The sequence below is a fragment of the Nitrosomonas sp. genome, from assembly GCF_043753625.1.
Lineage (GTDB): Bacteria > Pseudomonadota > Gammaproteobacteria > Burkholderiales > Nitrosomonadaceae > Nitrosomonas.
Map to the genome: position 1 here is coordinate 1 of NZ_JAYUWI010000163.1, position 24,629 is coordinate 24,629.

General features: G+C 46.0%; 23 protein-coding genes and 1 pseudogene. 18 read left to right on the top strand and 6 right to left on the bottom strand.

What is annotated here, in order from left to right; all coding sequences use genetic code 11:
- Window positions 1-258: 258 nt before the first annotated feature.
- Window positions 259-573 carry a hypothetical protein gene (locus ACH10T_RS13630; protein WP_394809802.1) on the bottom strand — a complete coding sequence of 105 codons (315 nt, stop codon included), beginning with the start codon at window positions 571-573 and terminating at the stop codon, window positions 259-261.
- 28 nt (window positions 574-601) lie between these two features.
- Entirely contained in the window at window positions 602-1,219 is a 618-nt protein-coding gene (locus tag ACH10T_RS13635) for a DNA-3-methyladenine glycosylase family protein (protein ID WP_394809803.1), read from the bottom strand.
- A gap of 317 nt (window positions 1,220-1,536) precedes the next feature.
- On the opposite strand from ACH10T_RS13635, the gene mraZ reads away from it, so the two are divergent.
- The 16 genes from mraZ to ftsZ all read left to right on the top strand — a co-directional run bounded on the left by mraZ (window position 1,537) and on the right by ftsZ (window position 19,257).
- Window positions 1,537-1,983 (top strand): division/cell wall cluster transcriptional repressor MraZ, encoded by a 447-nt coding sequence (gene mraZ, locus ACH10T_RS13640; RefSeq protein WP_394809804.1) that lies wholly within the window; start codon window positions 1,537-1,539, stop codon window positions 1,981-1,983.
- Window positions 1,984-2,003: 20 nt separating this feature from the next.
- Window positions 2,004-2,948 (top strand): 16S rRNA (cytosine(1402)-N(4))-methyltransferase RsmH, encoded by a 945-nt coding sequence (rsmH, locus tag ACH10T_RS13645; RefSeq protein WP_394809805.1) that lies wholly within the window; start codon window positions 2,004-2,006, stop codon window positions 2,946-2,948.
- Window positions 2,949-2,952: 4 nt separating this feature from the next.
- Entirely contained in the window at window positions 2,953-3,255 is a 303-nt protein-coding gene (ftsL, locus tag ACH10T_RS13650) for a cell division protein FtsL (protein WP_292993372.1), read from the top strand.
- A complete protein-coding gene (locus tag ACH10T_RS13655; protein WP_394809806.1) occupies window positions 3,252-4,982 on the top strand; it encodes a peptidoglycan D,D-transpeptidase FtsI family protein in 1,731 nt (576 codons plus the stop codon). Before ftsL ends, ACH10T_RS13655 begins: the two co-directional genes overlap by 4 nt.
- Before the next feature lie 5 nt (window positions 4,983-4,987).
- Complete coding sequence (locus ACH10T_RS13660; protein WP_394809807.1) at window positions 4,988-6,529, top strand: UDP-N-acetylmuramoyl-L-alanyl-D-glutamate--2,6-diaminopimelate ligase; 1,542 nt, start codon at window positions 4,988-4,990, stop codon at window positions 6,527-6,529.
- 2 nt (window positions 6,530-6,531) lie between these two features.
- Window positions 6,532-7,935: a UDP-N-acetylmuramoyl-tripeptide--D-alanyl-D-alanine ligase gene (gene murF, locus ACH10T_RS13665; protein WP_394809808.1), complete on the top strand. Its 1,404-nt coding sequence runs from the start codon at window positions 6,532-6,534 to the stop codon at window positions 7,933-7,935.
- Window positions 7,926-9,011: a phospho-N-acetylmuramoyl-pentapeptide-transferase gene (gene mraY / locus ACH10T_RS13670; protein ID WP_394809809.1), complete on the top strand. Its 1,086-nt coding sequence runs from the start codon at window positions 7,926-7,928 to the stop codon at window positions 9,009-9,011. Before murF ends, mraY begins: the two co-directional genes overlap by 10 nt.
- A complete protein-coding gene (murD, locus tag ACH10T_RS13675; RefSeq protein ID WP_394809822.1) occupies window positions 9,008-10,423 on the top strand; it encodes a UDP-N-acetylmuramoyl-L-alanine--D-glutamate ligase in 1,416 nt (471 codons plus the stop codon). The genes mraY and murD overlap by 4 nt, the downstream gene beginning before the upstream one ends.
- Before the next feature lie 3 nt (window positions 10,424-10,426).
- Entirely contained in the window at window positions 10,427-11,587 is a 1,161-nt protein-coding gene (ftsW, locus tag ACH10T_RS13680; protein WP_394809810.1) for a putative lipid II flippase FtsW, read from the top strand.
- Window positions 11,584-12,675, top strand: a complete 1,092-nt coding sequence (gene murG, locus ACH10T_RS13685; RefSeq protein ID WP_394809811.1) for an undecaprenyldiphospho-muramoylpentapeptide beta-N-acetylglucosaminyltransferase — start codon at window positions 11,584-11,586, stop codon at window positions 12,673-12,675. The genes ftsW and murG overlap by 4 nt, the downstream gene beginning before the upstream one ends.
- On the top strand, window positions 12,665-14,092 hold the full coding sequence (murC, locus tag ACH10T_RS13690) for a UDP-N-acetylmuramate--L-alanine ligase (protein WP_394809812.1): 1,428 nt from the start codon (window positions 12,665-12,667) through the stop codon (window positions 14,090-14,092). Before murG ends, murC begins: the two co-directional genes overlap by 11 nt.
- Window positions 14,082-15,095 (top strand): UDP-N-acetylmuramate dehydrogenase, encoded by a 1,014-nt coding sequence (gene murB, locus ACH10T_RS13695; protein WP_394809813.1) that lies wholly within the window; start codon window positions 14,082-14,084, stop codon window positions 15,093-15,095. The genes murC and murB overlap by 11 nt, the downstream gene beginning before the upstream one ends.
- Window positions 15,095-16,012 carry a D-alanine--D-alanine ligase gene (locus ACH10T_RS13700; protein ID WP_394809814.1) on the top strand — a complete coding sequence of 306 codons (918 nt, stop codon included), beginning with the start codon at window positions 15,095-15,097 and terminating at the stop codon, window positions 16,010-16,012. The genes murB and ACH10T_RS13700 overlap by 1 nt, the downstream gene beginning before the upstream one ends.
- The gene (locus ACH10T_RS13705; protein WP_394809815.1) at window positions 16,002-16,778 is read left to right on the top strand and encodes a cell division protein FtsQ/DivIB; all 777 of its coding nucleotides are present in this window, start codon (window positions 16,002-16,004) and stop codon (window positions 16,776-16,778) included. The genes ACH10T_RS13700 and ACH10T_RS13705 overlap by 11 nt, the downstream gene beginning before the upstream one ends.
- Window positions 16,779-16,798: 20 nt before the next feature.
- The gene (ftsA, locus tag ACH10T_RS13710; RefSeq protein WP_394809816.1) at window positions 16,799-18,037 is read left to right on the top strand and encodes a cell division protein FtsA; all 1,239 of its coding nucleotides are present in this window, start codon (window positions 16,799-16,801) and stop codon (window positions 18,035-18,037) included.
- Window positions 18,038-18,105: 68 nt separating this feature from the next.
- Window positions 18,106-19,257, top strand: coding sequence for a cell division protein FtsZ (ftsZ, locus tag ACH10T_RS13715; protein ID WP_292993382.1), 1,152 nt, complete (start codon window positions 18,106-18,108; stop codon window positions 19,255-19,257).
- 62 nt (window positions 19,258-19,319) lie between these two features.
- On the opposite strand, the gene ACH10T_RS13720 is transcribed toward ftsZ, so the two are convergent.
- Together ACH10T_RS13720 and ACH10T_RS13725 are read right to left on the bottom strand one after the other, a co-directional pair.
- Window positions 19,320-19,601, bottom strand: coding sequence for a PAS domain-containing protein (locus ACH10T_RS13720; protein WP_394809817.1), 282 nt, complete (start codon window positions 19,599-19,601; stop codon window positions 19,320-19,322).
- A 58-nt stretch (window positions 19,602-19,659) separates the two neighbouring features.
- Window positions 19,660-19,823 (bottom strand): annotated as a pseudogene (locus ACH10T_RS13725) (ATP-binding protein); the annotation flags it as partial.
- Between the two features lie 302 nt (window positions 19,824-20,125).
- Here ACH10T_RS13725 and ACH10T_RS13730 point away from each other — a divergent pair.
- Both ACH10T_RS13730 and ACH10T_RS13735 read left to right on the top strand, forming a co-directional pair.
- Window positions 20,126-20,635 (top strand): DUF3015 domain-containing protein, encoded by a 510-nt coding sequence (locus ACH10T_RS13730; RefSeq protein WP_394809818.1) that lies wholly within the window; start codon window positions 20,126-20,128, stop codon window positions 20,633-20,635.
- Between the two features lie 73 nt (window positions 20,636-20,708).
- Window positions 20,709-22,625: a DUF4105 domain-containing protein gene (locus tag ACH10T_RS13735; RefSeq protein ID WP_394809819.1), complete on the top strand. Its 1,917-nt coding sequence runs from the start codon at window positions 20,709-20,711 to the stop codon at window positions 22,623-22,625.
- 105 nt (window positions 22,626-22,730) lie between these two features.
- On the opposite strand, the gene ACH10T_RS13740 is transcribed toward ACH10T_RS13735, so the two are convergent.
- Window positions 22,731-23,621, bottom strand: coding sequence for an alpha/beta hydrolase (locus tag ACH10T_RS13740; RefSeq protein WP_394809820.1), 891 nt, complete (start codon window positions 23,619-23,621; stop codon window positions 22,731-22,733).
- A gap of 101 nt (window positions 23,622-23,722) precedes the next feature.
- Window positions 23,723-24,346, bottom strand: a complete 624-nt coding sequence (locus ACH10T_RS13745; RefSeq protein ID WP_394809821.1) for a DUF3465 domain-containing protein — start codon at window positions 24,344-24,346, stop codon at window positions 23,723-23,725.
- Window positions 24,347-24,629 lie beyond the last annotated feature (283 nt).

A 24,629-nucleotide genomic window follows, 5' to 3' on the forward strand; every position in this document is an offset into this window, starting at 1 on the left:
TTCACCCGTAAAATTCTTTCGCTTTATTCCCGTCATTTCCTGCTCCTTCTTAGCAGGATACCATCTTAATTTACTGTCCTGAAAGGAGGGTCCACTATAAGGCGCGATGCAACAATGCAGCCTGCCAGATTGAGCGCTGTGTTAAAACCTGGTTTGCCGCATTCGCGGAATGTGCTCAAAGACTTTGATGATTTCATATCTTTCGTTTACAAAGATGCCCGTATCGGGATTCTGTACCTGGATTATTCGGAGAGCGACTCAAAGCTCATCCCCTGACACAATGGTAATTTCATGAGCGAAAAAGCGATCATAAAAGCCTCCGTCTAGAACTAAAACCGATATCTTTACGCCTCGCCAGTAAAATTCACACTTCCGATCTCCGCAAGCGAGTATCGCACGAGAAATCTCAAGGTTTGCAAACGGAGCGCCATAGAAAACCTGGCCAACAGCGCTATTAAAACGTTCAGACTTCTCAAGTTGTTTCTTCGCCTCGTAAACATCTCTAAAAACGATGATCTTTTCTTTACCGGACTCTATTACCACCATCTCCTGACTCACCGTAACTTTTATCACACAATAAGAAACTCAAAATATCAAAGTATCAATACGCCACCGGCAACGGATCCAAACTGCGCCACAAATACCACGTAGCCACCGAGCGCCAGGGTTGCCAAGGTTTGGCGAGTTCGAGCATGGTTTTTCTGTCGATCGGTTGCTTGTCAAGGTAGTGCAGGCTCATTGCGCGTTGCAGTCCGATGTCATCCAGCGGCAGGACATCCGGGCGCTGCAGGTGAAAAATCAGGAACATTTCTGCTGTCCAGCGCCCTATGCCTTTCACTTCGGTCAGTTGTTGGATGATGGTTTCATCATCCCTATCAATCCATGTTGTTTCATTCAAACTCCCTTCGGTGAAATGCCGGGACAAATCCTGCAGGTAGTTTATTTTTCGTGCGGATAATCCGCAGGTTCGCAATAGATCCTGTTCTGCTTCTGCGATCGTATGCGGTGTCATGTCCGGAATGGCGCGGATTACTTTCTGCCAGACGCTTTCAGCGGCTTTGACGGAAATCTGTTGTCCGACGATGGAGCGCGCCAGGGTGGTGAAAGCACAACCGCGTGAAGTGAGCGTGGCGTCTTCAAATTGCCGGATTAACTGATGCATGACTGTATCGCATGCAGCCAGTTCCTGTATCGCTTGTGTCCAGTATAACGGCGTCATTTCTCTGCTGAAGTGGGATTGTTGAACGCAGAGAGTGTGCAATTTTTCCGGTGGTAAAACAAGCTTGTTCAGTGTCATTCTCAAATTGAAATTAATAATTTACATTGAGTATTTCTTCTATCTATCTTATTTATTTGAACATTTTATTGCTTATTGGATTGCAACCGGCTTTCCCATTAAGTCTTTGTCATATAACTATAAACTTCCCAATTCTTGCTTGACTATCGTCTGTTTTTTGATTAAAGTGGGGTCTGGTGGGAGAATGTGGGAAAATTTGGTGGGCCTCGATTAATTTTCCCTTTATAAAAGGAGACAGCATGTTCCGTGGCATCACGCAGCTCAGTCTGGATGCAAAAGGGAGGCTTGCGATACCCGCAAGATACCGTGGCGAACTGATGTCTTCCTGCACAGGACACTTGATAGTCACTGTTGATCCTTCAAAGTGTTTGTTGATTTATCCTCAGCCAGCCTGGGAACCGATAGAACAAAAACTCAATAATCTTTCCAGTTTTGAATCCAAAACCCGCAACCTGCAGAGGTTGCTGGTGGGTAATGCTTGCGATGTCGAGATGGATGCTGCCGGTCGTATTTTGGTGTCACCACCACTGCGTCAGTTTGCTGGTTTGTCCAAAGATGTAATTCTGGTTGGTCAAGGCGCAAAATTTGAATTGTGGGATGAAACACAATGGAACTTACAGATAGAAAATGCACTGGCTTTCAAGGATGGCGATATGCCGCCTGAGCTGGATGGCTTTTCTCTGTGATGAAGCGGTAAATCGCGCAGATGCACATTGCGGTATTGTTGCAGGAAGCGGTTGATGCATTGGCGATAAAACCAGATGGTGTCTATGTGGATGCAACGTTTGGGCGTGGTGGCCATAGCCGTTTGATGCTGTCGCGGCTGGGTGAGCAGGGCCGGTTAATCGCTTTGGATAGAGATCCTACCGCGGTTAAATCAGGCGAAACGATTGCGGATAAACGATTTTCCATCAGACACAGTAGTTTTTCCGGATTGCGGCGGATATTGCAGGAAATGGGCGTTACAAAGATTGATGGGGTGTTGTTGGATTTGGGGGTGTCCTCACCGCAATTGGAAGAAATTTCGCGCGGATTCAGTTTTCGTTCTGCAGGTCCGCTCGATATGCGTATGGATACCAGTAACGGGCAGACTGCGGCAGAGTGGCTGGCAACGGTTACCGAAGATCAACTGGAATGGGTGATAAAAGACTATGGCGAAGAACGGTTTGCTAGGCAGATTGCAAGAGCGATTATTATGGCAAGAACGCGGCAGCCTATTGTTACCACACTACAACTTGCCGAGATTATCGCCGCGGTCGTTCGCACGCGCCAGCGTCAGCGGGAAAATATGCGGCATCCGGCGACGCGCACTTTTCAGGCGATACGGATTTATCTCAATCAGGAGCTTGAGGAGCTGTCGCTAGTTTTGCCGCAATGTGTTGAATTATTGAGTCCGGGGGGAAGGTTGGTGGTCATCAGTTTTCATTCTTTGGAAGATCGCATGGTCAAGCAGTTTATGCGAGCAGGAGCCAGTACGGACGAACTTCCGCGTGGCGTGCCGCTGCGGGAGAAGGAGCTGCAACGGTTCAGCAAACAGACATTGCGCGTGATTGGCAAAGCGATTCATCCGGGCGAACTGGAAGTGACAGAGAATGTGCGGGCAAGGAGTGCGGTGATGCGAGTGGCCGAAAGAATGACATTAAACGGGTAATCGAATGTTCAAACTGAACATTTTCTTTATTTTTGTGGTGATTGCTTGCGCACTGGGCATAGTGACCTCGCAGCATACAGCCCGTAAACTTTTTATGGAACTGGAGAACGAAAAAGGAATAGAGCGGAAACTGGAAGTGGAATGGGGAAGATTGCAACTGGAGCAAAGCACATTGATTATGCACGGACGCATCGAGCAGATTGCGAAAGAGAATTTGAATATGACGGCACCTGCTGCGTCCAGTATACAAATTGTTTCGATCAGCAATGCAGAGGATCGATTAAATCCGAAAGGCATTGAGCCGTGATAAAAATAAAACCCGAGATACCGCAAATCAAATTATCGGCATGGCGCTCAATCCTATTGCTCAGTTTACTGGTGCTGGGTTTAGTCAGTTTGGCAGGACGTGCCGCCTACTTGCAGGGAATGCACCATGATTTTTTGCAGCAGAAGGGAGAATTGCGCTATAGCCGGGTTATAGAAATGAATGCAGACCGGGGAATGATTACAGACCGGAATGGGCAAATCCTGGCGATCAGTTCACCGATCGCATCGGTATATGCCGATCCGAAAGTGGCAAAGATCACCCCCGAGCAGCTAAAACAGTTATCTGGCTTACTTGAAACCAGTATGGCCGAAATAGATGACCGGATTAAAAGAGAGAATAGCCGTTTTGTTTATCTAAAACGGCAAGTGGTTCCGGATACCGCCGAGAAGATCATGAAGTTAAAGATTCCGGGTATTTTTTTAAGCAGTGAATCCAAACGCTACTATCCGGAAAGCGAGTTTGCCGCGCATGTCCTGGGTTTTACTGATATTAACGACGAAGGTCAAGAGGGTGTCGAACGGGGTTGGCAAGATTCACTCGCCGGTGAATTGGGTAGCCGTCGTGTTATCAAGGATAACAAAGGGCGCATCGTTGAAGATATTGAAAATATCCGCACGCCAAAACCAGGACAGGATCTGGTTTTGTCAATCGATAGAAGAATTCAGTATCGTGCGCATGTCGAATTAAAAGACGCGGTCAAAATCAACAAAGCCAAGGCTGGCAGCGTTGTTGTGCTGGATGCGCAGACGGGAGAAATTCTGGCGTTGACCAATTTACCGGCTTATAACCCAAACCGAAGATCAACGATCAATAATGAAAGAATTCGCAATCGCGCATTGATTGATACTTTCGAACCAGGATCCACACTAAAGCCATTTACTGTGGCAATCGCACTGGAAGTGGGAAAAGTCAATGCGGATACGCTCATGCAAACATCCCCGGGAACGCTGCAAGTGGGCAGAAAAACCATACGGGATGTCAGTAATAAGGGGGAATTGACGGTTGCCCAGGTAATCCAGCAATCGAGTAATGTCGGGACGGCAAAAATTGCTTTGTCACTTGAGTCGCAAACAATGTGGGAAATGTTTAATCGTTCCGGGTTTGGCATGCTGACGAACTCGGGTTTTCCCGGAGAAGCCAGCGGAATACTGCGGCCTTATAATAAATGGCGCACGATTGAACAAGCCACTATGTCATACGGGCACGGCATTTCAACCAGTCTGATGCAATTAGCCCGCGCCTATACAATCTTTGCGAGCGGGGGCGAATTAAAACCAATCTCGTTGTTGAAGCAAACGATGCCTGTCATGGGGCAACGCGTGATCTCACGCCATACTGCGTTGGCGATGAGCCGTATGCTGGAGATGGCAACCAAGCCTGGCGGCACAGCACCGTTGGCGCAGATTAGTGGCTACCGCGTTGCCGGTAAGACAGGGACAGCACATAAACTGATCGATGGCCAGTACGCCAATAAACGCTATATTTCAACTTTTGTGGGCTATGCGCCTGCATCAAATCCCCGCTTGATCATTGCGGTGATGATCGATGAGCCCTCCGCAGGAAAATATTTTGGGGGGGCTGTGGCTGCGCCAGTCTTTAACAAGGTAATGTCAGGCGCATTACGCATCATGAATATTCCACCCGATGCGCCTGCTAATAATGTAGTTACCTTTACAGCAACACCCGAAATGGATGAAGAAGGATGAGTTTGATGACTGCCAAAAGAAAAGCATCAAAATTATTTGACAATCATCTTCTGGATGAGATCGGAGCTCCTATTGAGAATCTTGTCACGGATAGCCGCTTGGTAAAACCCGGTGATACGTTTCTGGGCTATTCGGGTGAAGTGACTGACGGGCGTAAATTTATCCCGCAAGCAATCGCCGCCGGTGCCAATGCCATTCTCTGGGATCCACAAAATTTTTCATGGAATCCGGAATGGCGTATCCCTGCACTGGCGATCAATGAATTGCGGGCTAAAGCAGGACTGATAGCCAGTTATGTTTATGGTAACCCCTCACAAAAATTATGTGTGGTCGGGATCACTGGAACTAACGGAAAAACATCCTGCAATCACTGGTACGCGCAAGCCATGACAAGCCTAGGCAAGAAAACGGCCGTGCTGGGAACATTGGGAAATGGATTTAGCGGCGAATTGGAGGCTGCTGAAAATACAACGCCAGAAGCCACGGTGTTGCAACGCTCGCTGGCAAGATTTGTCGAACGCGGTGCGCATAGCGTAGCGATGGAAGTATCTTCGCATGGCTTGGTGCAAGGGCGGCTCAACGGAACAACGTTCGCAATTGCTGTACTGACTAATTTATCGCGTGATCACCTGGATTATCACCAGGATATGGATACTTATGCAGCCGCCAAAGCGCGTTTGTTTTTCTGGCCGGAATTAAAGTATGCGGTCATCAATATGGATGATGTGCTGGGAGTTGAGTTATCGCGCCAGCTCGCTAATAAACCCATCAGAACAATAGGCTATGGATTCCGCTATCCGGAAGAACGTTATTCTAATCAATTCAAAATGGTCTACGGTTCAAATCTCAAGGTTGATATCGAGGGTATGGAGTTTGATATTGAATTTGAGGATAATCACGAACATTTGAGAATTGGTTTGCTAGGTAAATTCAATGCATCAAACTTGCTGGCTGTCATTGCAACTTTGTTGGCAAGTGGAATTCGTTTGCCGGATGCGATCCGGTCACTTCAGAGAGCGCAACCCATCCCGGGGCGGATGGAAAAATACGAAGGGATTGGCCAACCCACTATTATCGTGGATTACGCACATACGCCGGATGCACTGGAGAAAGTGTTGTGCACATTGCGTGAGCTTTCACGCACCACCAGCCAAAAGAAAGAAGCTGCCGGACAAAATGCGCGTTTGTTTTGTGTTGTGGGCTGCGGCGGTGATCGCGACAAAGGCAAGCGAGCGATGGTCGGTGAAGTGGCTACGCGCCTGGCGGATGAAGTCATTTTTACCAGCGACAATCCGCGTACGGAAGATCCGCTAAGCATTATTAAAGATATTGTTGCTGGCACAGGCACCAAGAATTATCAGATAGAGGCCGACCGGGCGTTAGCCATTTATCAGGCAATCGATAATGCCCATAGCGGCGATATTGTTCTGATTGCCGGTAAAGGCCATGAAAAATTTCAGGAAATAAAAGGACAGAAAATTCCTCTTAATGATGCGGAAGTTGTGCAGCAAGTGCTGAAGGATTTGACCATGAAAGCGCGAGTGTGATCATGATGACGGTTAAGAAAGCTGCTGAAGTATTGCAAGCCGACTGGCGCGGGGAGGATGTGCTATTTACCGGAGTGAGCACAGATAGCCGCACGCTTAAGGAGGGTGATTTGTTCATCGCTTTAACCGGGGAAAAATTTGATGGCAGCAGATTTGTTGGTACCGCTGAGGAGAAAGGCGCCGTTGCCGCGATGATCCAACAAACGATTGACGGCAATGATCTGCCAGCCGGGTTACCCCTGATTCGTGTCAAAGATACGCGATTGGGGTTGGGGCAATTGGCGGCGTACTGGAGAAGCCGTTTTGCGCTACCGGTAATCGGAATCACTGGCAGTAACGGCAAGACTACCGTCAAAGAAATGCTTGCAGCGATATTACGTCAGGCGACGGCAACCGGCAAAGCGGAAGTCAATGCGCAGACGAATTATGTATTGGCAACCGAAGGTAATCTCAATAATGACATTGGCGTGCCACAAATGTTATTGCGGTTGCGGCAGCAGCATCGTTATGCAGTGATTGAAATGGGCATGAATCATGTTGGGGAGATTGCCTATTTGACACAGTTAATAAAGCCTAGCATAGCACTGATTACCAATGCAGGCGCTGCGCATATTGAAGGATTAGGTTCGGTTGAAGCAGTAGCACGTGCCAAAGCTGAAATATTTACCGGGCTCGATCAGCAAGGAGCAACTGTTATTAATGCAGATGACAAGTATGCGACATTGTGGCGTGAATGTGCCGGTACACGTAAAATAGTCGATTTTGGTTTGCGGAAAAAAGCGCAAGTAAGCGCCGAGTATCAAGTTGATTTACTGGTCAACAAAATCCGGCTGAAATTGCCGGATGGCGTCGTCGAATTAAAGTTACAAGCGCCAGGTGTGCATAACGTCTATAACGCACTTGCGGCAGCAGCCGCAGCGACCGCATTGGGCATCAGTAAAGAAATGATTGCAGCAGGATTGGAGCAATTTCGGAGTGTGCAAGGGCGGATGCAAAAAAAGCTGGGGTTGCATCATGCACTATTAATCGACGATACATACAACGCAAATCCAGAGTCGGTGCGTGCTGCTCTGGCTGTTCTGGCTACAGCTGTAGGAAAAAAAATACTGGTGCTCGGCGATATGGGCGAATTGGGCAAATCAGCCATTGATTTACATCGTACGATTGGAAGAGATGCGCGCAATGCAGGGCTTGATCAATTGCTGACTTTGGGTGAACTCAGCGCTTACGCAACAGAAGAATTTGGAAAAGGTGCGCAACATTTTAACACCATCGACGAATTGCTCAATGCAACCGAAAGTTTGCTTGCCGATGATGTCACCCTGTTGGTGAAAGGATCACGCTTTATGCATATGGAACGAGTGGTCCGGCAACTGGAACAACCCAAGAGGATTCCATGCTGCTAACGCTTTCCCAGTGGCTGGCTCAGGATATCCGCGCTTTTAATGTATTTAGTTATATTACCTTACGCACTATGTTGGCTGCTCTGACTGCATTGATTATTTCTTTCATCATTGGCCCGGTGATGATACGCAAGCTGACCGCCTACAAAATTGGCCAATCCGTACGTGATGATGGTCCGCAAACGCATCTTGTGAAAGTGGGTACACCGACGATGGGCGGTGCCCTGATAGTGATGTCAATTGTACTCACCACCTTATTGTGGGCTGATTTAGGCAATCGATACATCTGGGTAGTGTTGCTGACTACACTGGGATTTGGTGCAATTGGTTGGGCAGACGATTATCGGAAAGTAGTCTATCGCAACCCAAAGGGGCTCTCTGCAGGTGTCAAATTCTTCTGGCAATCGCTGATTGCCATTATCGTTGCACTGTACCTGGTTTCGATTGCAGAAGTGCCGGCACAAACAGACATGATCGTACCCTTCTTTAAGGAAGTAGCAATTCCATTGGGAGTCACAGGCTTTGTGATATTGACCTATTTTGTTATTGTCGGCACCAGCAATGCAGTAAATCTTACCGATGGGTTGGATGGTTTAGCTATTATGCCGACTGTCATGATCAGCAGCGCACTGGCTGTTTTTGCCTATGTGGCAGGACATGTCGTATTTGCAAAATATCTGGGAATTCCCTATATCCCCAATGCGGGTGAATTATCCGTATTTTGTGGCGCTATGGCAGGCGCTGGGCTCGCCTTTCTGTGGTTTAACGCCTATCCCGCTGAAGTATTTATGGGTGATGTAGGTGCACTGGCTTTGGGAGCTGCATTGGGAATCGTCACCGTGATAGTCCGCCAGGAGATTGTGCTGGTAATTATGGGCGGTGTTTTTGTGGTGGAAGCGCTGTCCGTGATGTTGCAAGTAGCATCATTCAAATTGCTGGGTAAACGTGTTTTTCGCATGGCGCCGCTGCACCATCATTTTGAATTAAAAGGCTGGAAAGAAAATCAGGTGGTGGTTAGATTTTGGATTATTACCATCATCCTGGTGTTAATTGGATTATCAACATTAAAATTAAGATGATTTTGCAAGGTAAAACAGTACTGGTGTTAGGAATGGGCGAAACGGGCCTGTCCATGGTGAAATGGCTAGTGCGCCAGGGTGCAACCGTACGTGCAGCAGATAACCGGCTGGAACCGCCGCACTGGAAAGAAATCATGGAAACACATCCAGCTATAAAGGTGTACAAAGGAAAATTTGAAGACAAAGTTTTTGATGACATCGAAATGATTGCAATGAGTCCTGGTGTTCCGTTGGCGGATCCTTTAGTGCAACAAGCTGTGCAGCGTGGCGTACCCGTGATCGGTGACATGGTTCTTTTTACCTGGGCACTTGAGCAAAGCGGTATGCCAAAGCCTAAGATTGTCGCTATTACGGGATCGAATGGCAAGACAACAGTAACCGCAATGGTTGGCGCTATGTTGAAGAAATCAGGCTGGAACGTTGAAGTGGCAGGGAATATTGGTCCAGCTGTTTTGAATGCACTCATGCAGCAAATAGATGCAGGTAATTGGCCGCAAGCCTGGGTTCTGGAAACATCCAGCTTTCAATTGGAAACAACCCATAATCTGAACGCAGATGTAGCTACAGTACTCAATTTGAGTGAAGATCATTTAGATCGCTATACCAGTATGCAAGATTATGTCGCGGCAAAAGCAAGAGTTTTTTTACATGAAAAGAGTAATGAAGGGATACAGGTTCTAAACCGCAATGATCCGGGTGTCTGTGCCATGGCATTGGCGGGCAGGAAGCAGATCACTTTTGGTTTGGATGAATCCCCTACGCAAACAGATTTTGGCATCATACACGATGGGGATGATTTGTGGCTGATGGAAGGGGATTTGCAATTAATGAAAACCTCCGAGCTGGTTGTCAATGGGTTGCATAATGCTATCAATGCACTAGCAGCATTGGCCATGTGTCGCGCATTAGGCGCATCCATGGATCCGCTATTGTCAGCGCTACGGGAATTTCGTGGTTTACCGCACCGGATGGAAAAGGTTGCTGCGTTTAACGGCGTTACTTTCTATGATGATTCGAAAAGTACGAATGTCGGTGCCACGGTGGCAGCACTAAACGGCATGAAGCAGAATGTCATATTGATTGCCGGCGGTGATGCGAAGGGACAGGATTTCTCACTTATGAAACAGGCAGTTGCTAATAATGTCCGAGCAGTGGTGCTGATTGGTCGTGATGCGGGAATCATTGCTGACGAATTGAAAGATTGCGGTGTACCTTTGCATTTTGTAGTTACGATGGAAGAAGCTATGCAGAAAAGCTTTTTGCTGGCGCAAGCGGGAGATGTGGTATTGCTATCCCCCGCTTGCGCCAGCTTCGATATGTTTAGAAATTATATACACCGCGCAGAAGTATTCGTCGCGGCCGTCAGAGATATTGAGAACAAATTCTTTAGTTTTGGACAGAAAAAACATTAACTGATGATCTATCAAGCAAACAATCAGAAGCAAAGGGTTCTGGCCGATTTTGATCAGGCACTGGTGTGGTCGGTTGTGCTGCTGCTGAGTATTGGATTGATCATGATTTATTCAGCCTCCATTGCGATTGCAGAGGCGCAATTTGGTGCCGACCGTGCCGGCTATTATTTATTGCGGCACAGCGCTTATTTGGTTGTCGGATTGCTGTTGGGATTGGTTACCTTTCAGGTGCCTATGCGGATATGGCAAAAATATGTCACTTATTTGTTTATGATCAGTGTCTTGATGCTGGCGCTGGTTCTGATTCCCGGTATTGGTCATGAAGTGAATGGCAGCCAGCGCTGGATTTCTCTGTATGTGGTGAATATTCAACCCTCTGAGTTTTTAAAGCTTTTCATGGTGTTGTATGCCGCTGATTATGTCAGCCGCAAGGCAGCCGATTTAAATTCTTTCCTGAAAGGGTTTCTTCCAATAACAGTGGTCCTGTCGATCGTGGGATTTTTATTGTTACTGGAGCCTGATTTCGGAGCGTTTTTTGTAGTGACCACGCTGGTTATGTCTATTCTGTTTCTGGGTGGCGTCAGTTTAAAAATATTCATTGCGCTGATCGGTATTCTGGCAATTGGTTTGTACGAACTAATTTTGAGTTCAGAATACCGGATGGCCCGAGTAGTTGCATTTATGGATCCCTGGGCAGATCCGTATGGAAAAGGCTATCAGTTGAGCCATGCACTCATCGCATTTGGCCGCGGCGAATGGTTTGGTGTCGGTTTGGGGGGCAGTGTCGAAAAACTTTTCTATTTGCCTGAAGCGCACACTGATTTCTTACTGTCGGTGCTGGCGGAGGAGCTTGGTTTTGTTGGGGTGGCTGCAGTTATCCTATTATTTATCTGGCTCATCATGCGCGCTTTTGTCATCGGCAGGCTAGCGGCAAAATTGGGTAACCCTTTTTCGGCCTTGGTAGCGCAAGGGATTGGTATCTGGATCGGTGTGCAAACATTGATCAATATGGGCGTCAATATGGGCGTTTTACCCACCAAAGGATTGACATTACCGTTGCTAAGTTTTGGCGGTAGCAGTATCACGGCAAATTGCATTGCATTAGCAGTAATACTACGGATTGATTGGGAAAATCGTCAGCGGTTGCGGGGACTTAACGTATGAGCACGCATACCATTCTGATTATGGCAGGCGGCACCGGAGGGCATGTGTTTCCGGGATTGGCAGTAGCCGATTATCTGCGGCAAGCCGGATGGCGTGTCGTTTGGCTAGGAACTGAGGCGGGGATGGAGTTAAAGCTGGTACCGCAACATGGCTATGAAACCGAAGTGATTAGTTTTTCCGGGTTACGGGGTAAGCGACTAATCGCCTGGTTGATGCTGCCGCTGCGGCTGCTCAAAGCGTTCTGGCAGAGTGTCCGGATTATTCAGCGCGTGAAGCCTGATGTGGTTCTAGGTATGGGTGGTTATCCGGCATTCCCGGGTGGCATGATGGCATCACTGTTAAATAAACCATTGGCGATTCATGAACAGAATTCCGTAGCGGGGTTAACCAATAAACTTCTGACGAAGCTAGCGGATAAAATTTTTCTCGGATTTCCGGATGCCATTCTGGCTGATCCAGAAAAAACGATATGTTCTGGAAATCCTGTACGCACAGAAATAATACAGATAGAAGCGCCTGAAAAACGCTTCCTGGGGCGGCAAGGAAAATTGAATTTGCTTGTCGTAGGCGGCAGTCTGGGTGCGCAAATCTTGAATACCACTGTGCCGGAAGCGCTTAAATTAATACCGGAGAATCAGCGTCCCGTGGTGGTGCAGCAAGCGGGTACAGCAAATCTGGAAGCAGTTAAAAAGACTTATGAAGAACTGCAACTGGACGGAGAAGTGATTTCATTTATCGATGACATGGCCAAACGCTACGCAGCCTGTGATCTGGTGTTGTGCCGTGCCGGCGCACTGACCATTGCGGAATTAAGCGCAGCAGGCGTCGCCAGCATACTGGTGCCGTATCCGCATGCGGTGGATGACCATCAAACCAGTAATGCTAGATTTCTTTCTAGCCATGGCGCTGCCGTATTATTGCCACAAAGTGAATTGACTGCGCAAAACCTGGCTGAATTGCTGGCGAAATTGACACGGGAAAAATTGCTCGGTATGGCAATAGCCGCGCGTAGTCAGGCAAAACCGGAAGCAACCCGAATCGTGGCTGAGGCCTGTATTGAACTGAGTGGAGCGCAGCATGAAGCATAAAGTCAAACACATTCATTTTGTTGGTATTGGTGGCGCAGGCATGAGCGGTATTGCCGAAGTTTTCGTTAATCTGGGTTATCAGGTCAGCGGCTCAGATCTGATAGACAATCAGGTAACTCAACGCTTAGGCAGACTGGGTATAAAGGTATATGTTGGCCATACAAGCCAGCAAATAGCCGGGGCAGACGTGGTGGTTATCTCGACCGCAGTCAATCCGGACAACCCTGAAGTGATTGCAGCCAAAAACAAGAATATTCCCGTTGTTCCGCGTGCATTGATGCTGGCGGAATTGCTCAGGCTACGTAGTGGCATAGCAATTGCTGGCACACATGGCAAAACTACCACCACCAGTTTGATTGCCAGCATACTGGCGACGGCAGACATGGATCCCACATTTGTTATCGGTGGAAAACTGCAAGCTGCAGGTTGTCATGCGAAATTAGGAAGCGGTGAATTCATTGTCGTCGAAGCAGATGAATCGGATGCTTCATTTTTGTATTTGCAGCCAATTCTGACCGTGGTGACAAATATCGATGAAGATCATATGGAAACTTATGGTCATGACTTCAATCGATTAAAGCAAACATTTGTAGAATTTGTACAGCACTTGCCCTTTTATGGAATGGCCGTGGTGTGTGTGGATGATGCTAATGTGCGTGAAGTGATGCCGACTATTACGAAACCTATTACCACGTATGGGTTGGCCGAAGATGCGCAAGTCCGCGCCATCAACATTCAGTATGCTAGTCATCAGATGAAGTTCACTGCCGTGATCGGCGTTAATGGTTCAGCTCGTAAACTGGAGATCACTCTGAATTTACCTGGCTTACATAATATACAGAATGCACTGGCAGCAATTGCGGTTGCCAACGAGATCGGTGTGCCGGATGTGGCGATTGTCAAGGCGTTATCAGAATTCAAAGGGGTGGAAAGACGTTTTCAACAATATGGAGAAATTAAATTATCTGCGCAGAAGAGCTTTGCGCTTGTTGATGACTATGGTCATCATCCGGCTGAAATGGAAGCAACCATCAAAGCAGCTCGCGGTGCCTTTCCGGGCCGGCGATTGGTAGTGGCATTTCAGCCGCATCGCTACACACGTACCCGAGATGCGTTCGAGGGATTCACCCGGGTTTTATCTCAAGTAGATGTATTGCTGCTCACTGAAGTTTATCCGGCTAGCGAAGATCCCATCGTTGCAGCGGATAGTAAATCATTGGCACGCTCAATTCGCGTGCAGGGAAAAGTAGAACCTATTTATATTGAAGAAGTGGATGATTTGCCACCCGCCATACTGAATATTGTGCAAGATAGCGATGTTGTGCTGGTGATGGGAGCCGGTTCTGTGGCAAAAGTAGCGCCGTATATTGCCCAATTCCGGAACAAGTTGATTGTTGTTAATGGTTATGAATTCTGAGAATCAATGGGAAATGGTCAGTTTGTTACTAAATGCAAGGTTTGCCCTGTCAGTAACCGATCTAGTGACCGGTAATACGCGCATGCCTGTTTTGCGTGGTGAAATGCGTTCCCATGAACCCATGAGCAAGCATACTTCCTGGCGTGTTGAAGGACATGCGGATCATTATTACATCCCGGCGGATTTGGATGATTTTACAAATTTCCTGCAAGGATCACCACATGAATCCATTACTGTCATCGGATTGGGCAGCAATTTATTGGTTAGGGATGGCGGTTTGCGCGGTACGGTGGTAGCACTGCATGCACAATTAAATGATTTGCGATTGATTGAGCAGAATCAATCCGGCGGACTCATTTATGCAGGCGCCGGTGTGGCCTGTGCAAAAGTTGCACGATTTGCCGCCAGACATAATCTGGCTGGCGCAGAGTTTCTGGCAGGGATACCTGGCACAGTGGGCGGAGCATTGGCAATGAATGCCGGGTGCTATGGATCAGAGATTTGGGAAATTGTTGCTCAGCCACAGATTATTAATCGCAGCGGACATGTATTTATTCGCCAACCGAGTGAGTACACGATTGGCTATCGCAGCGTAGAACTGCAACACGAATTGACCAGCACGATTGAGCCAGAATGGTTTGCCGGCGGGTATCTCAGATTGCCGCATGGAGAACAGACAGAATCGCGGCAACGCATTAAGCAACTGCTGACACAACGCGTGGACAGTCAACCGCTCAATCAACCGAATGCAGGTTCAGTATTTCGCAACCCCCCGGAGGATTATGCAGCGCGTTTAATTGAAGCCTGTGGTTTGAAGGGATGTAGTATCGGCGGCGCCATGGTTTCACCCAAACATGCCAATTTCATTGTCAATACCGGCAATGCCACTGCAACAGACATTGAAGCCTTGATCCTGATGGTGCAAAGTAGAGTAATGAAAGCAACGGGTATCGAGTTGCGCCAAGAAGTCCGGATCATTGGCGATGCCAGGAGACTCACGTAGTGATAACGCATAACTTCGGCAAAGTAGCTGTTCTACTCGGCGGCCGTTCTGCAGAGCGTGAAATATCACTGCAAAGCGGGCAAGCTGTTCTGGATGCGCTGCGTAGAAGTAGCGTCGATGCTCATCCATTCGATCCGGCAGAACAAGCATTGGAAGCACTTTTACATCAAGGCTTCAATAGAGCGTTTATCACGCTGCACGGACGCTTTGGTGAAGATGGCACAATCCAGGGTGTACTGGAATGGCTGGGATTGCCTTATACCGGTAGTGGTGTCATGGCCAGTGCACTCGCCATGGATAAATGGCGCACCAAATTGATCTGGCAGGCAACAGGTATTCAATCGCCGCGCTATGAATTGTTGCAAGCTGACAGTAATTTTGAACAAGTCGCTGAAACCTTGGGATTACCGCTGATTGTTAAACCAGCGCGGGAAGGATCCACGATTGGTTTGAGTAAAGTGCATCGCCAGCAGGATTTGGCAGCAGCCTATCAATTGGCCGCACAGCATGATGCTTTGGTACTCGCTGAAGAATTCATTGCGGGAACGGAATTGACAGTTGCTATTCTGGGAGAAACACCACTGCCAGTCGTGAAAATTGAAATCGCCGGTGAGCTTTATGATTATGAAGCTAAGTATTTCTCGAATGAAACGAAGTACTTCTGCCCAAGCGGTTTACCGGATGAATTGGAATCGATAATCCAGAGTCAAGCATTGCGGGCTTATCAGGTTTTGGGTTGTCAGGGCTGGGGAAGGGTTGATTTGATCTTAAGTCAAACCAATCAATTTTATTTTCTCGAGGCGAACACCTCACCTGGAATGACTAGCCATAGTCTAGTACCGATGGCAGCCAGGACAGCTGAAATTTCGTTTGAGGATTTGATTTTGAGAATATTGGATTTGTCTCATGTGGAATAACCATCACGCTTTGGATTTGTTAGCAAAGATATTATTCGCTGTAGTGGCGATGGCGGTGTTGTATGCAATCAGTCTGCAGCTTATCAAGCCGCCCTTATTCCCCATTAAAGAAATCAATGTGCAGGCTATTCAGGGTGCAGAGAAAGATGATACGAAATTACACCATATTACACATGAACAAATCGAACAACTTGTTAGAAACGAAATTGAAGGAAACTTTATTTCGGTCAATCTGACTGCAGTGCGAGAGGCATTTGTAAAATTACCCTGGATTCGTGATGCCAGAGTAAACAGGAAATGGCCCCATGGTCTGAATGTAATACTGGAAGAGCACCAGGCATTGGCCTACTGGGGAAGTCATGCACTGGTCAATACTTACGGCGAGGTATTCCGGGTTACTGTAGAAATGGATCTGCCTGTTTTTACCGGACCCAATGAAGCCAGCGCGTACGAAGTCGCGCAGCAATATGCACGTTTCAATAAAATACTGGTGCCATTACAACAGCATATTGCGGAGATAAACCTGACTCCACGCTATGCTTGGCGTATTCAACTAAACACCGGAACAATCCTGGAGTTAGGGCGAAATGAGATAGAGGAAAGACTTACCCGTTATGTTTCAGTATATAACCACAGTATTGCTCGACTAAATCAACAAGAACCGTTGGCATATGTCGATTTGCGTTATCCAAATGGTTTTGCTATTCGCATGCCTGAAGTAATGCAGCATGTACCACGTAAATCCGGCACGGGGAGAGAAACGTGAGACCAGGGAGATGGAGCTAGATGAATAAAGCTAGAGAAAATAGAAATTTGATTGTAGGCCTAGACATTGGCACATCAAAAATTGTGGCCATCGTCGCGGAAGTTATTCCAGAAGGCGGCTTTGAGGTAATTGGTTTAGGCAGCCATCCCTCACGCGGATTGAAAAAAGGTGTGGTGGCCAATATCGAAACAACAGTGAATGCCATTCAGCGCGCATTAGAAGAAGCGGAATTGATGGCGGATTGTAAGATTCATGAAGTTTATACCGGAATAGCCGGCAGCCATATCAAAGGCTTTAATTCAGATGGCATGGTACCCATTAAGGACAAAGAAGTCACCGAAAAAGACGTGGAACGGGTGATGGAAGCGGCAAAAGCTGTGAACATACCAGCGGATCAGCAAATCCTGCACATCCTGAATCAGGAGTTCATCATTGACGGCCAGGAAGATGTACGTGAACCGGTGGGTATGAGCGGCATACGACTGGAAGTGAAAGTGCATATTGTGACCGGCGCAGTATCTGCCGCTCAGAATATCGTGAAATGTGTACATCGATGCGGCTTGGAAGTTCGAGATTTAATTTTGCAACCATTGGCATCTGCGATGGCCGTTCTGTCCGACGATGAAAAAGATCTGGGTGTCTGCTTAGTGGATATCGGCGGTGGAACGACAGATATCGCGGTATTTACACATGGAGCGATCCGGCATACCGCAGTCATTCCAATCGCAGGCGATCAAATAACCAATGATATTGCGATGGCATTACGTACCCCGACGAAGAGTGCTGAAGATATAAAGTGTCGCTACGGGTGTGCATTAAGAAGTCTTGCCGAAACGCAAGAGATGGTGGAAGTACCCGATGTGGGTAATCGCGGTTCGCGCCAGTTATCCAAACAAACCTTGGCTGAAGTGATTGAGCCCCGTGCGGAGGAACTCTACTGTCTGGTGCAAGCCGAGTTACGCCGCAGCGGGTTTGAAGAATTACTGTCCTCAGGAATCGTAATAACGGGCGGATCTGCTTCATTACGCGGCATGGTGGAACTGGGCGAAGAGATTTTTCACATGCCCGTGCGATTAGGCCTACCCAATTATCATGGCAATTTAAAGGAAGTGATCCATACACCTCGTTACTCGACTGGTATTGGTTTAATTCTAGCTGGTATCGAGCAGATGCAGCATCAACAGGGTTCAAGAATGCAGGGAGGTTCTGCCAAGCAGATTTTTTCCAGAATGAAGGGGTGGTTTCAAAGAAATTTTTAATTCGAGGTTTCAAGGGTTGTATTTGCAGTCAAGCGGCTTTAATTTCAATGTACTAAAGGAGAAACATTATGTTCGAAATCATGAATAACGATACTCAAGAAGCAGTCATCAAAGTTGTTGGTGTTGGTGGATGCGGAAGCAATGCAGTGGATCATATGATCCAGAATGGCATGCAAGGCGTTGAGTTCATCAGTATGAATACTGATGCACAAGCATTGAAAGGAAATAAAGCGCCAACAATACTGCAACTGGGTACAGGTATTACCAAAGGATTGGGCGCAGGGGCAAATCCTGAAATTGGACGTGAAGCCGCACTGGAAGACCGTGACCGGATTGCCGAGTTGATTCAGGGCGCGGATATGCTGTTTATTACCGCAGGTATGGGGGGTGGAACAGGGACAGGTGCAGCGCCCGTCGTCGCACAAGTTGCCAAAGAAATGGGTATTCTAACCGTAGCTGTTGTCAGCAAGCCATTTGCGTTTGAAGGAAAACGCCTGGTAGCCGCTAAGGCAGGAATGGAAGCACTCTCACAGCATGTTGATTCATTGATTGTGATTCCTAACGATAAACTGATGATGGTGTTAGGTAATGATATCTCTATGCTGGATGCATTTAAAGCTGCCAACGATGTGCTGTATGGTGCAGTAGCTGGTATCGCGGAAGTTATTAATTGTCCGGGTTTGGTTAACGTCGACTTTGCTGACGTCAAAACCGTGATGTCAGAAATGGGCATGGCAATGATGGGCTCCGCAATAGCAATGGGCGTTGATCGCGCGCGCGTTGCAGCAGAACGTGCCGTTTCAAGTCCGCTGTTAGAAGATATTTCCTTAGCTGGCGCGCGAGGTATTTTGGTAAATATCACCGCCAGTCAATCACTGAAAATGCGCGAAGTACATGAAGTGATGAATACGATTAAAGATCTCACTGCTGAAGATGCCACAATTATTGTAGGCACAGTGATCGATGAAAATATGGCCGATAACTTGCGCGTCACCATGGTCGCGACCGGGCTTGGCAGTTTAGTCAGCCAGAGCCAGAATACGCCATTGACTGTTATCCATAACCGTACTGGAACCGATGACAGAGATTCAATTTATTCATCAGAAGAGCCGGCCGTCATGCGTACAGGTAGAAGAAGCAATGCTACCGTAGCAGCGATGCGTCAATCCGGTGTTGATCCAATGGATATACCAGCTTTCTTGAGAAGACAAGCGGATTAATTTGATTAAATTGAAAGCACATTGACAACCCGGTTGGTAGTCCAACAGGGTTGTCAATGTAATCAAATAGCTTGCAATACGTTGTTGATGTGCACTGTCCGATATCTGATCAGACAGTCATTAATCCAGATCTTGGCGGCGTTCGATTCCAATCGCTTCGTAACGGAGATGTCGACAAAGGTGATTACGGCGCCGTCGATTACATTGTCCAGTCTTCGATAAGGCATAATTCGCACAGAAAACCAACGGTCATCTCGGGTGGAAATCTGTTTTTCGGAAAAAATTAAAGTACACAGCGTTTCTTTCGCATCATCTTGCAAAGTCGGGTATTGCAGGATTGTCAATCAGCGTTGAAAACTTTCCAGGTATCAGCGTCTAAGAATTTCCACCTGGTTTAGTTGGTTAATCAGTTTTTATGTTCTTTTTTCGATGCTTGAATCTGTAAGAATCATTTCCTGTTTCCAGGATGTCACAATGATGAGTGTTCGGTCTAAAAGAACGGCTGTCATTTTTGCATCACCGAAGACCCGCACCCATTCACTGAACTTTAAGTTGGTTGTAATAATCCTAAATTCCTCAGTTGGAATTTAGGATTATAGACCTTGTTGCAGAAAAATCCGAAACGCGAATCCGGAGATCAAATGCAAGCCCGGATAGTTCTCTGGCTCTGAACAAGAATAAATATAATATTTGACAACCTAGGAGACGTTCAGTAAATTCAGTCTTGTTCTAGAGAAAAGGTTATTTATTTTCCCTAGCGCATTTTCTTGACATTTTTGACTTAAAATTTGGTGCTTTAAAACCATCGTTGAGTTATTGGATCGTTGATCCGGGTTTGAAGCAATAACACTTCTTCATGGAGAGTATTATGGCGCGACATAGTGTAATTGCAATAGCAGCATCTTTACTTTTACTCCCTGCTTCTGTTTTCGCCGCTGGATATGGTGCAGCAGGTTGTGGATTGGGTTCGATTGTTATCGGATCGAAACCAGGTGTAGAACAAATCTTTGCTGCAACAACCAATGGAACATCAGGGTCTCAGACTTTTGGAATTACATCCGGGACTTCAAACTGTGGTGATCATGGATTAGTAAACATGAGTAAAGAGCGTGAAGTTTTTGCACAAGAAAACTACACCAGTTTGGTTAAAGAAATGGCGCAAGGTAAAGGTGAAAATCTGTATACCCTGGCCAGCTTATATCAGTGCCCTGCCGAAAGTCATCAAGAATTTGGCGCAATGGTTCAGCAGAAATTTGATCATTTAGTAGCGAACGATCGAACAACTTCAGCTGAATTATTGACTCAGCTTGAGAATCAACTCACGCATCATCCGAAACTTGCAAAATCCTGCAATATCAAACTATCTGCATTGAATTAAGTAAAAATGGCAAACGGATATAGGTGAAAGCCTGTATCCGTTTCGATATTATTATCACTTCTATGGTTCCTTTGTGCAGCTTGCCTGTCTTGTAGCTGGGTTACTTCTCTGCTTTTGCTTATTTCCTGCCACTGCTCATTCAAAATATCAAGACACTACTGATTATCTGTCAGAATTACAACAGCAAGCCAGGCAAAAGAACCTTGCCGGTGAACGTACCTGGCACCTGCTTTTAAAATACAACAAAAGATTCCTGGGCGGTATGATCAGTGAAGCCGATGGCATGGAGTTTTTTAATTCTCCGCAAGGGAAAGCTGATCCGGAATCAGAGCTGGCAGCAACGCTAGCCAGCTTCTTTGTCCCGCTAACCGAGATTGCAGAAAGCAAAGAGCATCCGCAGTGCAACTTTCCCGCCCGCTTCAAATGGTTGAATCAACAATTAGCATTCGATCCCCAGCGCCTGGAAATACAAGCATGTGACCGGCTCGACCGCTGGTTAACAGCTTTAGATCCCGTCGGGGTCACATTGGTATTCGCATCTTATTTCATGAATAATCCAGCATCCATGTTTGGGCATACCCTGATACGCATTGATAGCCGGAGAACGAGCAGTGGTAATAATTTAATGAACTATGGTGCAAACTATGCCGCGATCCCGGATACGGATAATGGGTTTCTTTATGCGCTGAAGGGATTAATAGGCTCCTTCCAGGGTCGCTTTGCGATTTTCCCTTATTACACCAAGGTGCAGGAATACAACAATTGGGAAAGCCGCGATCTTTGGGAGTATGAGCTTAAGTTTAACCAAGATCAGCTGAATATAATGCTTCTCCACTTATGGGAATTAGGCGGAACCTATTTTGATTATTTTTATTTCCAAGAAAATTGCTCATACCATGTACTTTCTTTGTTAGAGATCGCCAATCCCGATTTGCGATTAAAAGACTCATTCTTTTTTAGTGTGATCCCAACTGATACGGTAAAAATCGTAATGGCGCAGGAAGGACTGGTAAAACAGATCGTGTACCGGCCTGCAGTACTCAACCAGATGAATCATAAGCGCTTTAAGATGATCGATGATGAGAAGCGGATATTACAAGGCATCATCAAAGGGGAAATATCGCCAGAAAGCACTTCCTTCGCTAACCTTTCCACTCGGTCACAGGCCCTTTTGTTGAATGCCTACATGGACTATCTACAGTATCAAAGCATGCAGGAAAAGAGTGACAAAGAAATAAAAATTCCGCATTCAGTCCTGCTGGCCAGAAGCCGTCTGCAGGTTACCGATGAAGAGGATGGTAAGATTACGCGCTTTTCCAATCCGCCAGACCAAGGTCACGGTACGGATCGCTTGCGTTTAGGGATGGGACTCAACTCCCATGAGTCTTTTATAGAATTAGCCTATCGCCCGGCTTACCACGATTTAATGGCTAAAGATGTGGGATACGACAAAAACTCGGAAATCATTTTTATGGACTTTAAGCTCCGCTATTACTTAGAATCCGAGCGGTTAAGACTGGATCAGGCAAAAATTCTATCTATTACATCGTTCAACCCTTACGATCCCTTGTTTACCAAACTTTCCTGGCGCGCCGATCTGGAGATCGACACACTGAGAGATCACGACTGTAATTATTGTAATTCCTTCAAAAGCAGTTATGGCAGAGGTATTTCCTATCGACCGGATTTTTTCTCACCCCTGCTGTTATTTTCTTTCGTTGACTTAAAAACAGAATTTTCCAGTTATTTGAAAGAAAATTATCGTTTAGGTGGCGATGTTGAAGTGGGCGCGTTTTACAACATTACTAAAAATCTGAGAATCAAACTTGCTGCCAGTTATCAGGTTTATATTCTGGGTGAAAATAAGCGCTTTTTCACTTCTCATTTTATAACCCGCTATGCCCTATCACAGGATCTTGATCTAAGGCTGGAATTAAATCGCTATGATCATAATAATGAAGGAATATTTTCAGTCAATTATTTCTTTTAGGTTGCTGAGGCCATTGATATCACTGGATAGTTTAAGATTCGAATTAATTATTAAGTCTAATGAGATTCTGCGCAAACCCTGAATAAATCCAGTGAAAACTGAAATTCAAGGCAGAGACAATGCAGGAACTGATTTGTGGTTGTCCTGAGGCATATCTAGATTTTTTAGAAAAAATAAAAACTCATCACGGTATTTGCGATCGTGCCGCCAAAATACATCCGTATGCGTTCCATCAGAAATTCTCCAGAAAGTTTTCGGTTCAGCCAATTGTTCAAAAACCTTTTCACCCAGCTCTGGCTCGACAACAACATCTTTTTGCCCATGGATAACAAGAACAGGAACGGGTGAAATTGCTTCCAAATTTGCTGGCGCCCAATGATCGCTTAATAAAACATAGCTGAGTAGCTGCATCGGCCAAGCGAACCAATTATGAGACAGTTTAACTCTGGCAATGCGCTGAAAAGACTCAAAGGTACTGTCTACAACGACGAGCTTTAAATTAACCTCAGATTTCTTATCGATCACCGTGCGTAGGGCAACAATCCCCCCCATACTTTGACCATAGATAATAATGGGACCCTCTTGAAATTTATTCTTTACCACCCAATCCAATGCTGCATAACCCGACTCCAAACAACTTTTAGGGGTAGGTTTTCCTTCAGATAGTCCATAACCAGGATAATCAAAAATAAATAAGTTATAACCCTCAGCAGTGATCCAAGCCAAATGCAAGTAGTGGGAAGTTAAATTCTCAGCATTGCCATGAAAAAAAATAATCGTTGCCTTTGCCGGAAATTCTTTTGCGGAAAACCACCAACCATGAAGCTTTCTTTGGGCGTTATCGGTGAAATAGATATCCTTAGGAGTATATCCCACGGCTTTAGGATCATAGTACAAACGTCCTTTATTAGGATAATAGAAAATACTTGAACAACTGCTGAGTAAAAATATGCCAGGAATAATCAGAAGAAACAGTCGAATAAATACTCTTTTCATAGAGACCCCAGGTATTCTGCGTTTGATGCAGGCCAGCTACTAAGTTGAAGCAACAAAGATCCTATCCAAGATTGAAGCAGAACGATCCGGTAGATTCGTAATTACTGGTAGATTATATTATTGTGCAGAATCCAACCATCCACATGTTTCCCTTCAGGGTCATGATGTGTCCAATGAATGACCCCGCCTTTATCATTCCATTCGTATTCACCGGAAAATTCAACTCGGTCATTTAAAAATAAATTATCAATTCTTGATGACAGATCAATATTATTTGAAATCAGTAGAGTTTGCTTTGATTTTAATTCAATGATGAATCTTTGATGGCGACTGCCTTCAAGGTCATCAGACAATATGGCAGTTACTGTTCCGTTTCCATAAACTTGCGTATTGCTTTGACCTTCAGCAAATAATTGCGCTAATAATTCATCGCTATCCGGTTCTAGTGCAACAAAATCTGAAATTACACCTGCTCTTAGCAATCCATTAAAAACATCCCCATAGACATAGACTTCTTCGCCTTTGGTTCCAATATAGCTCCCGGTATCGGGATAGTAGCGTACTAAATAATTATCTAACCCGACAGTTTTTATTCCTTCCGGACTAAAAAACCCTGGATAAGAGTTTTCTGCAAAATCAAATAACTTATTACTATTAACCAAAAGGTTTTCAGCAAATGATATTGCTGGAATGAATACCAGAAGTAGTAATGTCGTAAATTTCATCGTTATGTGCTAACTCTCAATACAGTTAATTTTCAGCAACCAGAGACATAGTTTCTTTAAAAATCTTCAGTTTGTTTGTTAAGGCAGGGATTTATGATTCTGTATTGCTGAATACAGAAACAATATATTGAGTATCGGCATATCAAAATATCAACCACCGTCGCCTTGAGTCGCCCCGGTATTTCCGGAGATAAAATGATTTGAGAGGATGAAGAGATGAAGAATCAAATCAGTTATTCACCGGAAGTACGAGAACGAGCGGTAAGATTGGTATTCGAGCAGC

What these genes read in the sequence shown, in the direction of transcription:
- ACH10T_RS13635 (WP_394809803.1), bottom strand. Translation starts at nt 1,219, where the DNA reads ATGACGCCGTTATACTGGACACAAGCGATACAGGAACTGGCTGCATGC.
- mraZ (WP_394809804.1), top strand. Translation starts at nt 1,537, where the DNA reads ATGTTCCGTGGCATCACGCAGCTCAGTCTGGATGCAAAAGGGAGGCTT.
- rsmH (WP_394809805.1), top strand. Translation starts at nt 2,004, where the DNA reads ATGCACATTGCGGTATTGTTGCAGGAAGCGGTTGATGCATTGGCGATA.
- ftsL (WP_292993372.1), top strand. Translation starts at nt 2,953, where the DNA reads ATGTTCAAACTGAACATTTTCTTTATTTTTGTGGTGATTGCTTGCGCA.
- ACH10T_RS13660 (WP_394809807.1), top strand. Translation starts at nt 4,988, where the DNA reads ATGACTGCCAAAAGAAAAGCATCAAAATTATTTGACAATCATCTTCTG.
- murF (WP_394809808.1), top strand. Translation starts at nt 6,532, where the DNA reads ATGATGACGGTTAAGAAAGCTGCTGAAGTATTGCAAGCCGACTGGCGC.
- mraY (WP_394809809.1), top strand. Translation starts at nt 7,926, where the DNA reads ATGCTGCTAACGCTTTCCCAGTGGCTGGCTCAGGATATCCGCGCTTTT.
- murD (WP_394809822.1), top strand. Translation starts at nt 9,008, where the DNA reads ATGATTTTGCAAGGTAAAACAGTACTGGTGTTAGGAATGGGCGAAACG.
- ftsW (WP_394809810.1), top strand. Translation starts at nt 10,427, where the DNA reads ATGATCTATCAAGCAAACAATCAGAAGCAAAGGGTTCTGGCCGATTTT.
- murG (WP_394809811.1), top strand. Translation starts at nt 11,584, where the DNA reads ATGAGCACGCATACCATTCTGATTATGGCAGGCGGCACCGGAGGGCAT.
- murC (WP_394809812.1), top strand. Translation starts at nt 12,665, where the DNA reads ATGAAGCATAAAGTCAAACACATTCATTTTGTTGGTATTGGTGGCGCA.
- murB (WP_394809813.1), top strand. Translation starts at nt 14,082, where the DNA reads ATGAATTCTGAGAATCAATGGGAAATGGTCAGTTTGTTACTAAATGCA.
- ACH10T_RS13705 (WP_394809815.1), top strand. Translation starts at nt 16,002, where the DNA reads ATGTGGAATAACCATCACGCTTTGGATTTGTTAGCAAAGATATTATTC.
- ftsA (WP_394809816.1), top strand. Translation starts at nt 16,799, where the DNA reads ATGAATAAAGCTAGAGAAAATAGAAATTTGATTGTAGGCCTAGACATT.
- ftsZ (WP_292993382.1), top strand. Translation starts at nt 18,106, where the DNA reads ATGTTCGAAATCATGAATAACGATACTCAAGAAGCAGTCATCAAAGTT.
- ACH10T_RS13730 (WP_394809818.1), top strand. Translation starts at nt 20,126, where the DNA reads ATGGCGCGACATAGTGTAATTGCAATAGCAGCATCTTTACTTTTACTC.
- ACH10T_RS13740 (WP_394809820.1), bottom strand. Translation starts at nt 23,621, where the DNA reads ATGAAAAGAGTATTTATTCGACTGTTTCTTCTGATTATTCCTGGCATA.
- ACH10T_RS13745 (WP_394809821.1), bottom strand. Translation starts at nt 24,346, where the DNA reads ATGAAATTTACGACATTACTACTTCTGGTATTCATTCCAGCAATATCA.